The 14,782-nt window shown below is 49.6% G+C and carries 14 protein-coding genes; 1 reads left to right on the top strand and 13 read right to left on the bottom strand.

The window, feature by feature from the left end; translation table 11 throughout:
- Positions 1-35: 35 nt before the first annotated feature.
- Complete coding sequence (locus LC084_RS02050; protein ID WP_226568921.1) at positions 36-1,322, top strand: MFS transporter; 1,287 nt, start codon at positions 36-38, stop codon at positions 1,320-1,322.
- Between the two features lie 285 nt (positions 1,323-1,607).
- Here LC084_RS02050 and LC084_RS02045 read toward each other — a convergent pair whose 3' ends face one another.
- The 13 genes from LC084_RS02045 to LC084_RS01985 all read right to left on the bottom strand — a co-directional run bounded on the left by LC084_RS02045 (position 1,608) and on the right by LC084_RS01985 (position 14,549).
- Positions 1,608-2,147, bottom strand: a complete 540-nt coding sequence (locus LC084_RS02045; protein WP_226568920.1) for a DUF3828 domain-containing protein — start codon at positions 2,145-2,147, stop codon at positions 1,608-1,610.
- Between the two features lie 183 nt (positions 2,148-2,330).
- Positions 2,331-3,980: a sigma 54-interacting transcriptional regulator gene (locus LC084_RS02040; RefSeq protein WP_226568918.1), complete on the bottom strand. Its 1,650-nt coding sequence runs from the start codon at positions 3,978-3,980 to the stop codon at positions 2,331-2,333.
- 188 nt (positions 3,981-4,168) lie between these two features.
- Positions 4,169-4,786: a Fe-only nitrogenase accessory AnfO family protein gene (locus LC084_RS02035; RefSeq protein ID WP_226568916.1), complete on the bottom strand. Its 618-nt coding sequence runs from the start codon at positions 4,784-4,786 to the stop codon at positions 4,169-4,171.
- Positions 4,787-4,804: 18 nt separating this feature from the next.
- Entirely contained in the window at positions 4,805-5,308 is a 504-nt protein-coding gene (locus tag LC084_RS02030; protein WP_226568914.1) for a pyridoxamine 5'-phosphate oxidase family protein, read from the bottom strand.
- The gene (locus tag LC084_RS02025) at positions 5,305-5,739 is read right to left on the bottom strand and encodes a hypothetical protein (RefSeq protein WP_226568912.1); all 435 of its coding nucleotides are present in this window, start codon (positions 5,737-5,739) and stop codon (positions 5,305-5,307) included. The genes LC084_RS02030 and LC084_RS02025 overlap by 4 nt, the downstream gene beginning before the upstream one ends.
- Positions 5,740-5,816: 77 nt before the next feature.
- The gene (anfK, locus tag LC084_RS02020) at positions 5,817-7,205 is read right to left on the bottom strand and encodes a Fe-only nitrogenase subunit beta (RefSeq protein WP_226568910.1); all 1,389 of its coding nucleotides are present in this window, start codon (positions 7,203-7,205) and stop codon (positions 5,817-5,819) included.
- Between the two features lie 14 nt (positions 7,206-7,219).
- Positions 7,220-7,564: a Fe-only nitrogenase subunit delta gene (gene anfG, locus LC084_RS02015; protein ID WP_036109871.1), complete on the bottom strand. Its 345-nt coding sequence runs from the start codon at positions 7,562-7,564 to the stop codon at positions 7,220-7,222.
- Positions 7,561-9,132: a nitrogenase iron-iron protein, alpha chain gene (gene anfD, locus LC084_RS02010; protein WP_226568907.1), complete on the bottom strand. Its 1,572-nt coding sequence runs from the start codon at positions 9,130-9,132 to the stop codon at positions 7,561-7,563. The genes anfG and anfD overlap by 4 nt, the downstream gene beginning before the upstream one ends.
- Positions 9,133-9,261: 129 nt before the next feature.
- Positions 9,262-10,089, bottom strand: coding sequence for a nitrogenase iron protein (nifH, locus tag LC084_RS02005; protein ID WP_226568905.1), 828 nt, complete (start codon positions 10,087-10,089; stop codon positions 9,262-9,264).
- Positions 10,090-10,434: 345 nt separating this feature from the next.
- On the bottom strand, positions 10,435-10,950 hold the full coding sequence (locus LC084_RS02000; protein ID WP_226568903.1) for a NifB/NifX family molybdenum-iron cluster-binding protein: 516 nt from the start codon (positions 10,948-10,950) through the stop codon (positions 10,435-10,437).
- 126 nt (positions 10,951-11,076) lie between these two features.
- Positions 11,077-11,358 carry a DUF134 domain-containing protein gene (locus LC084_RS01995; RefSeq protein ID WP_226568901.1) on the bottom strand — a complete coding sequence of 94 codons (282 nt, stop codon included), beginning with the start codon at positions 11,356-11,358 and terminating at the stop codon, positions 11,077-11,079.
- 73 nt (positions 11,359-11,431) lie between these two features.
- Complete coding sequence (locus LC084_RS01990; protein WP_226568899.1) at positions 11,432-12,814, bottom strand: sigma-54-dependent transcriptional regulator; 1,383 nt, start codon at positions 12,812-12,814, stop codon at positions 11,432-11,434.
- On the bottom strand, positions 12,804-14,549 hold the full coding sequence (locus tag LC084_RS01985) for an ATP-binding protein (protein WP_226568897.1): 1,746 nt from the start codon (positions 14,547-14,549) through the stop codon (positions 12,804-12,806). The genes LC084_RS01990 and LC084_RS01985 overlap by 11 nt, the downstream gene beginning before the upstream one ends.
- Between the last annotated feature and the right edge of the window lie 233 nt (positions 14,550-14,782).

The raw sequence follows: 14,782 nt of genomic DNA, 5'->3' as shown, positions 1-14,782 counted from the left end.
TTTATATATTTAAAAACGATAGCATAAGGTACCCTATGAAAATTGGATGGTATTCTGAATTAACTTCAGTGGAAAAAAGATCATGGCTGGCAAGTCTGGGCGGCTATGTCCTTGATGCATTTGATTCAACTATTTTCTCTTTATCAATGCCAATATTGTTGTCGATTGGTTTTTTGGTAAAATCGGAAGCAGGAATATTAAGCTCTGTATCCCTGATAGGCAGTGCAATTGGTGGCTGGAGTGCCGGACTGCTGGCAGACCGCTTTGGTCGTATCAAAGTCATGAAACTCACTGTGCTGTGGCTGACATTTTTTACCGTTATGACCGCATTTTGCCATGATTTCTGGGCCTTTTTTGCTCTGCGCTTTTTGCAAGGGTTAGGTTATGGTGCAGAAATGATTGTCAGTGGTGTGCTTATAAGTGAGGTCATCCGCTCGTCGTTGCGTGGCAGGGTGGCATCCACTATTCAAAGTGGTTATGCCGTTGGTAACGCGTTGTCTTTGGCCGTAATGCCACTGGTTTTAGCATTTATTCCCCAAGAGTCAGCCTGGCGAGTCATGTTTACTCTGGGGGCGATTCCCGCCATTTTAGTGTGGTGGATTCGCCGTAAAACGCCGGAATCTGCTGTATTTGTTAAAGGTAAACAAGAGCGGGTAAAAACCAAAAACTCAACAATCAGTATTATATTCGGGCGGGACTACCGACGCATCACCATTACGGCAACCATTTTATCGACGGGTATTTTTGGTGGTGCTTACATCATGATTACCTGGTTGCCCACTTATTTACGTATGAGCCTTGGGCTTCCTGTTACTTCGATGTCAGGTTACCTGTTGGTGAATATTCTCGGTTCGCTGATGGGACCATTTATCTGTGGGTACATAAGCGACAAATTGGGCCGCTGGAAAACAATTATGTTGTTTCTTGTTTTACAGGCCTGTGTTGTCAGCGTCTATATGTTCATGTCCGTAAATCTGGGTATTACGCTGGTACTTGGCTACTTTCTTGGTGCGTTACAGGGAGGACTGGCTTCGTCAACTATGCCTGCATTTTCTGAACTCTATCCGACCAGTATGCGTGGCGGTGGTGCCGGTTTTTGTGGCAGTTTTGGGCGCGGGTTTGGTTCACTCATGCCTGCTGCAGTGGGTTTCCTTGCCTCATTCCTTCACTTGGGTATAGCAATGGGTATTCTGGCTATCACATCCTATGCTATTGCATTTATTGCTTCTCTGACTCTGCCAGATATGACAGGAGCAGATTTGGAACATGTCAGCCAGCATGCGCAAGCTCCCACGCAGACCCAGCAGGAACATCAATGTTAGTAAACCGGCGCTAACTTACGGTTATAAAAGAGAGTTCAGATGTCAAATAATAAGGGGCTAAACGCCCCTTGAGTCTGATGACAAACCTCATGTCTGCACAGAACGAGAAGATGTCACACAATAAAAAACCAGGAAAATCAATTTATTGATTTTCGGCTGCTAACTAAAAAGAAGGGGCAAAACGCCCCTTACTCACGCCTTTGGTACTTTTAGCCAGATTGTTAGCAACCTGAACACATTAATGAAACCGCACACTCCCCGGATAACTGAATGATTGATTTCTCATCATGGTCTGGCTTTATTCTTCAATTCTTCAGTTAACAATTCATTCTCGCTTTGCATCTGCTGACGTGCGGAGGATTCATCATAAATAATATCATCCACCACCCAATGGGATTGTTCATAAAGCATTTTAAAAGAAATCACACTATGGCCATTTTGGTCTGCTTTTTGAGATGGGAAAAGATTGAACGATACAGTAACCACGTTGTTTGGTGCTTCAGCAAGCGTAAAATGTGAGTTTTCTATTGTCAGATTATCATCATGGTCCTGAGCATTAAGATAAACGTCAGCGTCTGTTCCCCAACCACAAACCTCATCACGATATGGTTCACATAATTTTTCATTGCGGCGCAGTAATTCATTAAAAGACTTCGAATACGTAAGCTCAGGCTGTGGTTTTTTACTTTCATCGTGCAGATATAAAAAATATTTCTGGTAGAAATCAAAAATGATTTTTTGGGGAGAATCTGGAGCATCCGTAGCTAAAGAAGCTGCAGAAAAAAAGAACAGTAATACAGATAACATCCACTTTCTGTTATGCATCGCATCTCCATGCCATTTACTTGTACCATGCCAAAATGGCATTTGATATTTAAGCTTAATCAATAAACTACAGCACAGCAATCTACCATAATCCTGTTCACCGGCTCCACCAGCGGATGTTCAGGGAACGCCCGAGCACCTGTTACGTGCTGCCGTTAACACCAATTACTGCGTTAACAAAATCTACCGCAACCCCACCTCGCGGTAATCTTTATAGTTAAGTTGGTAGCGAGACAACCGTAACCCAAGCGCCCGCCTGGTCATTCCGAGGAAGTCTGCAGCGCGGGATACATTCCCCTGGTATTTGGTCAGCGCTTCCACAATCAAATCGTATTCAACCCTGGCAAGCCGGGCTTCCAGCCCTTCATTTTGAATCACAATAGTGTTCATTGGTTGCAAATTGATAGGTAAATGGTAACTGTGGATCATCCCTTCATCAGCCAGCAGCACCGCGCGCTCCATCACGTTTTCCAGTTCGCGCACATTACCGGGCCATTGATAGTTGAGTAACAGATTCAGCGCTGGCGTGGCAATGGTCGGCACATCCACCCCCTGCTCCCCGGCAAAGTGGTTAGTAAAATAATCGGCCAGGATCAGAATATCGCTGCCACGTTCACGCAATGGCGGAATATCAATAGGGAAAACATTAAGCCGGTAAAACAAATCTTCACGAAAGGCACCCTGCGCCACCATTTCGGATAAGTTGCGGTGAGTGGCGGCCAGGATGCGTACATTCACTTTCAGTGTTTCGTTACTGCCCACTCGTTCAAAACTGCGCTCCTGCAAAACACGCAATAATTTCGCCTGTGCAGAAGGCGATAACTCGCCGACTTCATCAAGAAAAATAGTGCCGCCATCGGCATCTTCAAAGCGCCCGGCACGACGGGAAATCGCACCAGTAAAAGCGCCTTTTTCATGGCCGAATAGCTCACTCTCAATCACGCTTTCCGGCAAAGACGCGCAGTTAAACTTCACAAACGGCCCATTAGCACAATAACTGTTATGGTGAATAGCGCTGGCAATTCGCTCTTTCCCTACTCCACTTTCCCCCAGGATCAATACCGTAGTGCGCGCACGGCTGACTTTCTCCAGCAAACGGTAAACTGCCATCATTGGCCGGGAACGCCCAATAATATCGCCGGTATCAAACAGGTTACTGCCCGAATGGTGTAGCGCAGGTTGAGTTCGCAGAATACGCTGGTGTGCCCGTTCCAGCAGGTGCAGTTCAACAGCCTGAGCAATGATCGCGGCAATCACTCGCAATACTTCCAGGTCCAGGTAGCGTAATTGTTCATTGTTGTACACCCGTTCAATACCGAGCGTACCCATCACTTTTACACCACGAATAATCGGCACACAGATAAACGACAACTGGCTGTCGCGAGCTTTATTCCAGCTACCTGTTCGGTTCAGGAACATTGGGTCATCGGCAATATTGGGTACAATAATCGGCTGGCGGGTTTCAATTACCCGCCCGGTGATACCCTCGCCGGGGGCATACACCCCTTTTTCCACCTCTTCGGCCGACAAACCGAAACTTTCATGGATAAAGATTTGATCACAACTGGCGTCATACAGCGTGATCATTGCGCGAATCACCTGCAAATGCTTCTGTAATAGTTCCAGAACCAGTTTGAGTGTTTGCGACAACGTGCCGCCACTACTGACTACTTTGCTGACTTCCGAGAGTAAAGGCATCAACTCAGAACGGCATTCACCTAAACGGCAACTGAATGATAACGGTGCAAGCCCAGGTGTCTCATTCTCGTTCAGGGTAAAGACTCGTTTATTTCCGTTAATCATTTTCATTTCCCCCCGCAACACAATAGCCATAATTCTCCTTGTTTTGGCTGGTATTCGGCTTACAGAGGTCAGTGCAAAATAAACGCCAGATTCGCCTTCGCACCAAATTATTTAATTAACTGATTTATAATGATTTATTTGCAATCCGAATAGGTGTGATTTAAAAAAGTGTTCTTGTTCGTACATTTCAGCCAATCATGTGTACATTTAGGAACATTTTACGAACGATTTCCTGACTTGCTGACAACCACCTGCAATAGTCCATCACTTTTCGTGGTGACATCATACGAATAAGCAAGCTTTGCCAGCGTGCGGGAAAACCAGCGGGGCAAGTGGTCACAGGTAATTTCCAGCCTGGTAAACTGCCCTTTAAACAAAAAAGGAATCAGGATACGCCGTGACGCATGCCCCTCAGTTTCATAGAGTGCGGCTATCAAATCTGCCTTAAACTCCCCCTGTTTTTCACTTGGCTGAATAAAAGATTTTGGTAGCGCGACAACCGTTGGCGCACGTTGCATTACCTGGTTATTCAGCCGTTCAAGGAAGCTTTCCGGGCGTCCGGCACATTGCCACATGGTAAACCCCAAGCCATCGAGCCAGGCTTTCACGGCTCCCGTGATTTCACTGGCGACAATATGGCGGCAGCCAGGTAATGCGCGTGCGGCAGCCATTACCTGGTGGCGCACATCTTCTGGCAACATCTCCCGGTTCACCGATAACGGCACCTGCACTATCGCCTGCCAGCCAGAATTACGCGGTGCAAACAATCCGAGCGTTGCCGCCTGCCAAATGCCACAGGTAACCCCTTGTTTGTCGAGAAATACGGCAATATTCATCTTGCCTCCCGTTACGGGTTAAAACCCGTGCTGTTTACCTTTCATACTGGTGATATCAATGCGTATAACCTGTGTTGCTTTCAGGTTTGCTTGTGGAAAAGTGAATTTTTTATCCGTAAAACGCCCCATCAGTTGGTGCAGCATGGCCAGTTTTTCAGCGTCGTCATCGACAAAACAGGCATTACCCAGGCCAATAACGGTACGGTGGCGTGCCTCAAAATCGCAGGCAATGTCATCTTCAATAACGCCTTCATACTGGGAAACAGCAAAACAGACCGCGCTGTTTTCTTTGAGAATGCGAATTTTGGTACCACTACGGGCCGAGTGAAAATAAAGCGCAGTACCATTCCAGACATAAAAAACCGGCACCATAAAAGGCACGTTCTGCTGGCTGAGTGCGATATACATCACCCGGCCATTACGTAATAACGTGTCTATCTGTTGTGGGTCTGTGATTTCTCGTTCATCACGGCGCATCTCGCCGTGGGGATGGCCCGCCATCGGGTTTGCCACAATGTTCATACGTGCTGCCCTCCGGGTGGGTTAACCAGCCTGCGCTGTTCTTCAAGAATGAGCCCGTCAAGGGCGGCACAGACAGCCACAATGCGCCGGGCGTCATCATCGCCAGGAACGCCGTGGTAATAATCATCTATGGAGCACAGCCCAAACAGGTCATCAAGAGCCAGAATACGGCGCTTAAGCTCTTCGCCCAGTACGACTTTTTCTTCCGCACTCATTACCAGGCTGCGGTAGTTATGGTTGAAGGGCAAAATGCCGTGCAGCCCGCACAGTGCAATGAGGTAGCACTCAACCGCAACAGCGGCGACATTGAATATCAGGCTGGCCGAACGCCCTTGCTCTGCCAGGCAACGGGCGCGGAAATGGTAACCCTGAGCATGTTCATAGCTGCGCATAAAACGCTGTGCATCGCTTTCAAACAACAGTGATTTCATTGCGGGATCCTGTAGTGATGGCAACCAGGATGAAACCTGGTTGCCGGGTGGATTAACGCAGTTAATAGCCCGCGTTATTACCAGACATTAAGCAGCCACTCTTTGTTTTTCTTGTATTCCATATCGGTAAACAGGGCGTTCGCCATTTGTTCAGCCAGCCAGATGGCACCGGCATAACCCACCACCGGGTGGCGCCACAACCCGGCACGGTCATAGGTTGGGAAGCCAACCCGCACCATGGGGATTTGGTTATCAATGGCTGTGAAGCGCCCTTTGGAATGCCCGAGGATCAAATCCAGTTTTAATCCATCCTGGGTGATGCGTTTTTCCATCTCCCACAAATCAGCGTTGGTGATGATTTCCATGTCATGCACCACATTCTGGCGCAGGGCATCGATACGCGGGTCTTTTTCATACCCGGCGTTGTCGTCACCTAACAGCAGCAATACGGGCTTCATTTCCAGATCCAGGCAGAATTCAGCCAGGCCGATAACCAGATCCGGGCTGCCATAAATCGCCACTTTTTTGTCGGCAAGGAACATGTGCACCAGGTCGGTCAATGCATCCAACGCCACACCACGTTCACGCACCAGCGATTCTGGAATCGCTTTGCCTGTCAGGTTTTTGACATTCTGCAAAAATGTATCGGTGTTACGGATGCCAATAGGTGACGGGCCAATAATGGTGGGTATTTCGAATTTTTCTTCCAGGTAACGTGCCGCTTTACCGCCTTCATAGCGGTTAAGGGCCAGCGTACCGCAGGCATTTGCCGTACCGGTCAGGTCTTCGATAGTTGTGTTGCCATGAGACACAGTGTTGCCATAAGGCATCAAGGGGGAGTCAAAATCCTCAATTTCAAACAATACCGTGGCATCGACTTCCATTTCGGACAACAGGTGTTTCAGTGCCGTGACATCGCCTGGGTTTGCCCAGCCGGTTATCAGGTTCAGCTTGCCATTGGGTTCGCTTTTGGTAGCGAAATATTTCACGAAGTCACGTACCGTGACGTCGTAGCCGCTAATCATGCTACCCACAAAGCTCGGGGTATGAATCGGGATCAGGTGTACTTCACGCCCGGCATATTTTTCTTTCAGTAAGCCTTCGTTGAGTTTGCGCACCACGCCGTCAACATCATCACCAATGACTTCGGTCGAGCACGTGGTGATAATTGGGATCACTTTGACATGGGGATAACGCATCAGCAGCACGTCAACCGCCTGTTCAACCCGGTCCAGCGCACCGAAAACCGCACCATCTTCATGCACGGAGGAAGAGGCAATTTCAAAGCTCTCTTTCAGGTGTTGGGAGATAAGTAAGCGCACAAACATGACACAGCCCTGACCACCATGGACGATACCAATGCAGTCTTTTACGCCGATGCTGACATACTGCGCACCGGCTGGCTGGCAAGTAAAGATGGGATTGATCACCCCGGTTCTGTCTTTCGCTTTCAATTCACAGGACATTGCAACCCCCTACGTTAGTAACGCTGGTCAGTCAGTTCAGCGTTAAGCGAACCGGTGATAGTCAGATAATCCATACGCTGGTGCAGTGCCGTCATAAGCTCAGCGATGGCGGTTTTGGTCATTTCGCGCAGCCAGGCGAAACGTGACCGGTAAGCATCGGCCAGTACCACGGCATCCACCCAATAGCAGCGGTCAGCCGGTGTTTCCAGCACCACGGGTTCGTCGCACAGCAACTGGCGCGTTTTCTCCAGAATGCCCGCATTCTGTTTTTCCCGGTCCCAACTGCGAGAATGGAACTGCCACAGGCAGTTTTTCATGATGTAATCCACCAGAAGTTCAACTTGCTGTTGCTGGTTCATACCGCCTCCTGGCGCGGAGCCTGGTCGTTGGAGAAATCAGGCAGTTCTCGTTCGTGCAACGGGGTTACACTGTCGAAGTTGCCACTGTATTCACGGGTATCAGGGGCATTACGCACCGCTTCATCCAGCGTGGCATCTGACAGCATTCTGGCAGTGGCAAAACCCTGGTCTGTTGGGATTTCGTCTTTGCTGATATCGCGCATGGCCAATTGGTGGATCGGTGAATAGATGGCGTTGTAAATGTCGCGGGCAAAACGCACCCAACCTTCAAAACCTTTGTAAGGGCCATTGTGATAGGCATGGGCATTCAGGTAAGGCACCCGGATTTTTTTCGCCACTTCGCCTGGGCGTTTGCCGGTGAAAATGACATCGGGTTTCAGTTTGTACATGGCCTCCAGCGATTCAAGCTCGTTGGGGTCATCAATTGCCAGCGCACCCACTTCACAACGGGCAATGCCTTTTTCCATATCGCCCTGATGGCCGAATTTGGTGTAAACCGACACCACTTCAACGCCCATTTCTTCATGGATAACATGGGCCCAGTGCCACAGTTTGGAGCCGCCAGGCCACAGGCACACTTTTTTGCCTTTAAGGCGTTCTCTGTACCAATCCAGTTCAGGTTTCCAGCGTGCTACTTCGGCGTCAATAATGGCCTGAGCGCGGTCTTCGATACCAAAAAACAGGCCAATTTTGCGTAATGAATCCGACAGTGGGCCAAAGCCAAAACCATCGATATCCAGGCGTGGAATACCGTAACGCACACGCAGTTCGTTACAGATATATTCTGCAGAGCGTGCACACTCCAACACGTTCAAGTGTGCGCGGTGCATGGCACGCAGGTCGTCATAAGAACCATTACCGGTAAAGGTGGACAGTACCTGAATGCCCATACGGTGGAAGTAATCCGTCATCACTTCCTGGTCACCCTGAATATTGTATTCACCCACATAGTTGAGAACGTAATCACTGGTGATGGTTGGCTCTACCGTGCCCACTTTTTGGTTGATCCACGCGATATTAATTTTGTGGTGCCCGCCAGACTGGCTCGGGCCGGCAAAACCTGGGGAGTTACAGACAAAGATATCGACATCGGGCCGTTCATCCATCACTTCCTGAGCGATAGCAGCAATGTCATCACCAATCAGTGCAGAGGCACAGGTTTGGTAAATGGTCATGCGTTTAATATTGGGATGGGCATCAAAAGCTTCATTGATATTGTTTTTCAGTACCTTTTCAGCACCAAATACAATATTTTTTTCTTTCATGTCAGTGGCAAAAGTATATTTCAGCTGGAAGTTATCGTTATCGCTGATATAGCGTTTGGTTTGCCAGGTATCGTAAGTACAGCCAACAGGCCCGTGGCTAATGTGAATCACATCTTTCATGGGCGTGCCGATAACATGCTTCGCCCCGCAGTAGGCGCAGCCACGTTCGGAAATCGTACCTGGAATGGTATTCAGGTAACCCAGTGGCAGTGCCGAGGTCAGATCCTCGCCTTCCCCTTTTTGCACGGCATGTTGTTTACGTTCGGGTATGCATTTGCTGCAATCAAACTCATGGTACGGCATGGTTATTCCCCTGTATGAAATAGTGGAATCAGGCAAGCGCGAGGCAAAAAAGAGCCGTTGCAGGGCACAGCAACCTCACAGGAAATTGCCCTGCAACACCAATAACAACGCGCTAAGATAAAAAGATAATTAATCGCTCAGACCATATTTCACGACCATCTGTTCTAACTGGTCCATGGAAAGTGGCCGGGGAATAACCAGGTCTTCGTTTTCGATAATTTTCCGGCCAAGTTCACGGTACTCCTGAGCCTGGTTTGCATTCGGGTCGAATTCGGTAACGGTCTTTTTATTAAATTCCGCTTTCTGGACAATATTGTCACGGGGAACAAAGTGAATCATTTTTGTGCCAATGGCGGCAGTGAACTCTTCAAGAAATTCTTTTTCACCATCTACATTACGGCTATTACAAATAATACCACCCAGGCGAACACCACTTTGTTTGGCATATTTCACCAGGCCTTTGCAAATATTATTTGCCGCGTAAATCGCCATCATTTCACCGGAGGCAACAATATAAACTTCTTGTGCTTTACCATCGCGAATTGGCATGGCGAACCCGCCACAAACTACGTCGCCCAGTACATCAAAGAAGATAAAATCCAGGTCGTCGGTATAGGCTTTGTTATCTTCCATCAGGTCGATTGCCGTGATAACACCACGCCCGGCGCAGCCTACACCCGGTTCCGGGCCACCGGATTCAACGCAGCGAATATCAAAGACGCCTTTTTTTACCACCATTTCATTGGTGATTTTTTCTGCGCCCTGGTCACGCAGTACATCCATTAATGTTTCCTGTGGTTTGCCCCCAAGAATTAAACGAGTAGAGTCGGCTTTTGGATCGCAGCCATGAATAAATATTTTTTTACCGTGGAAATACGCCAGTGCAGCGGCTGTATTTTGTGTGGTGGTGGATTTGCCAATCCCCCCTTTACCATAAATAGCCAGTTTGCGTGTCATCAGTATCGCCTCCAAATAAAATGTGTTCTGTAATTTGTTTATTACAGAGCCAGATTGAAACAACGTTACCTGATGGATATAGCAATACCGAGGCCAGCTTCTTAAGCTAAATTTCAGGGTAATGATTTTATTGAGTTTTATTTTTTAACGTGACATTAATCCCAGAAAATACCCGAATAAAGGCAAGAAACCGAGAAATAAAACGTTCGGGAAAGTACAGAATAGCCAGAAATAGTTCCAAAAGGTAACTCTGCATTATTGAGTAAAAAACCCCGTAAAACGGGGTTAATAAGAGTAACCGTAGGACATAAAAAACGGTGGTTTCCAGGGCTTCAGGCCGTACCCTCAATCATGATGATGGTGCCCACCACAACAACATGTGGGAGCAATCCCCGTGATATTTATTGGCGCATGTGTGGCTTGTGTAGGTGTGCCATGGCAACAGGCATGGCCTTCGCCGTGCTGACCCTGTGCATGTTCACACTGGCCGTGGTGTTCCCCATGGTGCAGAGATGGGCGGCCCTGTTCGGCGGCGGTGAGTTGCAACACCTGTGCGTTATCCGTTGCCAAAAGTGCCAGTGTTGCCGTGATATCGCGTGTGGCAGCCTGTAATACGCGCATGCCAGCATCCAGTAATTTGCCAAGCATATGTTGGCCAATATTACGAACAACAATGCAAGTGACTTGTTTATTCTGCAACGTAGTAAACAGCGCGCGTTTTGCTTCACAGGTGCACTCAGCAAAAGCCGGGTTAACAAATTCATCCAGCATTTCGCCTTTGTCTGTGTACAGCGCGAATGAATCTGCTTTGGTGAAGTGGGGAGATAACTGCCCTTTCAGGCGGGGAATAGCAATCGTCATAGTGGAGTCCTCAGTAAAAGCGCTAGGCTGGCCATACGCCATTAATAGCATATGCCATATATAGCACCATTAATGGCATATGCCAATTACTGAGGGTTTTGTTAAACAGTGACCTCTGGTTCTACATCAGTCCCGGCCCGCAAGATCCAGTGCCTTGCCGTTCACCAGGCAGTCCGCCACTTTGGCACGCGCTCGTTTCACCAGGTTTGCCAAAGTTTGCCGTGACACCTGCATAAGTGCGGCCGCTTCCAGTTGCTGCATGCCATTAAGGTCTACCAGGCGCATTGCCTCAAATTCGTCTTCATCCATTGTCACCCGTTCCAGGCTGTTCATTGGGATACCGTTAGGCTTAAAACAACTGTTTGCCGGGCGCCCGCAGATATTACGGGGTATTTTCGGTCGGGCCATGGTTCTCTCGCAGAAACAGGTTAGTAATGGCCCGCTACTATACCGGGCCAGAGTAAGCAGATAAACAGCATGCTCATGCTGAAGAACCCTGGTCATTTTCCCCCGTGTCACGGGAAATTTTCTGGTGCAAGGTTTTACGGGTAATCCCTAAGCGACGGGCCGCCTCACTTTTATTGCCCCCGGTCACTTCCAACATACGGGCAATAGCCGCCTGCTCTATCTCTTCAAGGGACATATTATCAAACACCAGTGGAGAGGGTTCCTGGTCATCACCCGGATTGAGTGTGGGTGGCAGCACTTGCAAACCCACATAGTCGCCTATCGCCAGTACCACCGCCCGCTCTACTGCATTTTCCAGTTCACGGATATTGCCCGGCCAGCGGTATTTCAACATGCGATCCATTGCCTGGGGGGTAAAGCCTTTGAGTTGTTTGCCGTTACGTTTGGCAAACCGGGTAAGAAAGGTATCCGCCAGGAGTGGGATATCTTCCACGCGTTCGCACAATGGCGGTAAGGTAATCGACACCACATTAAGGCGATACCACAGGTCCTGGCGAAATTCTCCGTTAGCCACCCTTTCCTGTAAATCGCGGTTGGTTGCCGCTAACAGACGCACATCAATCTTCTGGGGCTGGTCTTCGCCAAGGCGCTGCACTTCACGTTCCTGGATAACACGCAGTAACTTGACCTGCATGGGCAGTGGCATTTCGCCAATTTCATCCAGAAATAACGTGCCTTTGTTCGCCGCGGCAAAGCGGCCGGGACGGGCTTTTTCTGCTCCGGTAAAAGCGCCTTTAACGTGGCCGAACAATTCAGATTCCAGCAGGTTTTCACTCAATGCACCGCAATTAATGGCGATAAACGGCCCATTACGCCGGGGGCTGTTGTCGTGAATCAGGCGGGCAATGCGCTCTTTGCCAGTGCCCGATTCTCCGCCAATCAATACCGTTGCCTCACTGGGAGCCACTGCCTGTACCAGGTTCATTACCTGGCGCATGGCATCACTGCGCGCCACCATGCCTTCTTGTAACTGAAGCTGGGTTGCCAGTACATCGCGCAGTTGCTGGTTTTCACTACTAAGCGCCACATGATCCAGAGCCCGCTCAATGGTCATTTTGAGTTCATCAAAATCCAGCGGCTTGGTGAGGTAGTCATACGCGCCCGCTTTCATCGCCGAAACGGCTGTTTCAGTATTAGCCCAGGCGGTCATGATGAGCACTATAATCGCCGGGTTCCAGGCTTTAATTTGCGTTAAGGCTTCAATGCCGTTAAGCCCGGCCATGCGAATATCCATCAATACCAGGTCGAAAGGGGTTTCATGGCACAAACGAATAGCGGTTGCGCCATCTTCCGCGCCCTGAACCTGGTAGCCCCATTCGGTAAGCAAGGTAATCAGCATAATGCGATGCCCTGGGTCGTCATCCACTACCAGCAAGGTTTCAGGGTTATTTTTCATGGTTTTCACTCCGGTAAATCGGTAACCAGAGGGTGAAAACACTGCCTGTGCCAGGCTCGCTTTCTACGGTGATTTCACCCCGGTGTTTTTCAATAATTTGGTGAACAATGGCAAGGCCCAGCCCGGTTCCGCTGGGTTTGGTTGTGAAATACGGTGTAAAAATTTCGCTTAAATGTTGTTTGTCGATACCACTGCCATTGTCTGCAACTGACACGGCCAGTTTGGTGCCAGCATTCACCACCCGTACCGCCACCGAAATCGTGCCGCCTTCGGGGGTCGCCTGGATGGCGTTGATAACCAGATTCAGCAGGCACTGAGCCAGCCGGTCGGCGTTATGCTCCACGTCAGGCAGCGGCCCGCAGGGCAAAAACACCAGTGAGAGATGTTTATTCGTGGCATCACTTTGCACCAGGCGAAGCGCCCGCTCGATAACGGGTGTGATATCACCCGGTTGCAGGGAAAATTCACCGGGCCTGGCAAAATCCAGCAGTTCAGAAACTACCCGGTTCAGCCTGTCCACCTCTTCAGATAAAGTCCGTGCAGCCAAATGTTCTGGCGCTTCTTGAGAGAATTTACCGCCCAGGTAAGTTGCCAGGCCTTTAATCGAACTGAGTGGGTTGCGGATTTCATGAGCCACACCGGCCGCCATTTCACCTAATGCGCTCAGGCGAGCCTGGCGTTCAACCTGCGCCTGAAGCTGTTTTACTTCTGTCAGGTCGCGCAGCACAAATACCGTGCCGGTAACTTGCCCACCATCGCCACGCACAGGTGAAGCACTGATACTGACCGGGATTTGATGCCCCCCGGCGCTGTTGAGCTGATACTCCCGCTCCAGTAAGCGCCCACTATCTGCCATGGCGGTGCGTATTGCAGCCCAGTCCAGCCCTTCCACCTGCGCTAAAGGGTGTTTTTCCCAGGGCTGCGGTAAGCGCAGTAAATCAATAGCCTGGCGATTAGCGGAAATGATGCGCTGCCGGGTATCGCAGGTGAGCAACGCTAAAGGCAAGCTGGCAATCACTTCGTCGGCCATCGCCCTGGTGTCGCGCAAAAGTGACTGAGAACGCCGGTAATTGTGGGCCCAAAACAGGGAGATAAACCCCGCCATACCGAGCAAAATCACTAGTAGGGCCAGCAGGTAATTGTTACGCCGGGTTTGCGCAAAGGTGGTTTCAAAACTGGCCGGGTCGATACCTACCGCAACCCATTGTGGCAAGGCGTTGCCTGCCCCGTCATCGTAGCCGCCCATCATGCGCATCATTCCGTTGCCGCCGCCCATCATGCCGCGCCCACGCAAGGGGTTAAACCGCTGCCAGACCTGGAAAACCTGCCTGCCATCACTCAGTTTTATCTGCCTGCGCCAGGTATCGGGCTGTTGGGGCAAGGGGCGCTGGTTTTCTGGCAGTTGCTGCCCTACCCGGCTGGCATCGCTGTGCGCCAGGATAGTGCCGTTATCATCGGTCATCATCAGAAAGATAACGCCTGGCTGGTGAGCCGTTTGCTCAACCAGGGTTTGCAGGCGGTTATCCCGGCCGCCATTCATGCTCATTCGCGCACCGGTTTCCAGCGCCCAGACAATGGCATCAGCCCGGTTATTCAGGTTTTGTTGCAGGTACACCCGCTCCTGTTGCGTACTGCGCAAGGATAACCCAAGCACGGCAAGCCCCAGCACGACTGATAACCCCACCATCAGCCAGGGCGATAAGCCAAAAAATGTTCGTCTGGAGTCACTCCACATGATGTATCCCCCTGGCACTGCCTGGTGAGTTTAACCCGGTCGAACAAGTGTAACTTTTTTACCCACTCTTTTTATGATCTGGGTAAATAATTCACATGCAAATATCATGATTTATTTTTTATTCAATAAAAACAATAAATTAAATATTGGCACAGGGTATGCAATATGAAAATCAGAACCGAAACAGAACAGATATTGCCAGGCTGCATGTTGAGCGCCCAGGCCTGTTGACT

The organism is Mangrovibacter yixingensis, from assembly GCF_020523985.1.
Lineage (GTDB): Bacteria > Pseudomonadota > Gammaproteobacteria > Enterobacterales > Enterobacteriaceae > Mangrovibacter > Mangrovibacter yixingensis.
Note: the sequence above shows the minus strand (reverse complement) of the source record. Positions and strands in the feature narration are given on the sequence as shown.

Bases quoted from the DNA above. Each gene is read 5' to 3' on its own strand.
- LC084_RS02030 (WP_226568914.1), bottom strand. From the start codon at position 5,308: ATGAACATTGTGGCAAACCCGATGGCGGGCCATCCCCACGGCGAGATG.
- LC084_RS01995 (WP_226568901.1), bottom strand. From the start codon at position 11,358: ATGGCCCGACCGAAAATACCCCGTAATATCTGCGGGCGCCCGGCAAAC.
- anfG (WP_036109871.1), bottom strand. From the start codon at position 7,564: ATGAACCAGCAACAGCAAGTTGAACTTCTGGTGGATTACATCATGAAA.
- LC084_RS01985 (WP_226568897.1), bottom strand. From the start codon at position 14,549: ATGTGGAGTGACTCCAGACGAACATTTTTTGGCTTATCGCCCTGGCTG.
- LC084_RS01990 (WP_226568899.1), bottom strand. From the start codon at position 12,814: ATGAAAAATAACCCTGAAACCTTGCTGGTAGTGGATGACGACCCAGGG.
- LC084_RS02000 (WP_226568903.1), bottom strand. From the start codon at position 10,950: ATGACGATTGCTATTCCCCGCCTGAAAGGGCAGTTATCTCCCCACTTC.
- LC084_RS02035 (WP_226568916.1), bottom strand. From the start codon at position 4,786: ATGAATATTGCCGTATTTCTCGACAAACAAGGGGTTACCTGTGGCATT.
- LC084_RS02045 (WP_226568920.1), bottom strand. From the start codon at position 2,147: ATGCATAACAGAAAGTGGATGTTATCTGTATTACTGTTCTTTTTTTCT.
- nifH (WP_226568905.1), bottom strand. From the start codon at position 10,089: ATGACACGCAAACTGGCTATTTATGGTAAAGGGGGGATTGGCAAATCC.
- LC084_RS02025 (WP_226568912.1), bottom strand. From the start codon at position 5,739: ATGAAATCACTGTTGTTTGAAAGCGATGCACAGCGTTTTATGCGCAGC.
- anfD (WP_226568907.1), bottom strand. From the start codon at position 9,132: ATGCCGTACCATGAGTTTGATTGCAGCAAATGCATACCCGAACGTAAA.
- LC084_RS02040 (WP_226568918.1), bottom strand. From the start codon at position 3,980: ATGGCTATTGTGTTGCGGGGGGAAATGAAAATGATTAACGGAAATAAA.
- LC084_RS02050 (WP_226568921.1), top strand. From the start codon at position 36: ATGAAAATTGGATGGTATTCTGAATTAACTTCAGTGGAAAAAAGATCA.
- anfK (WP_226568910.1), bottom strand. From the start codon at position 7,205: ATGTCCTGTGAATTGAAAGCGAAAGACAGAACCGGGGTGATCAATCCC.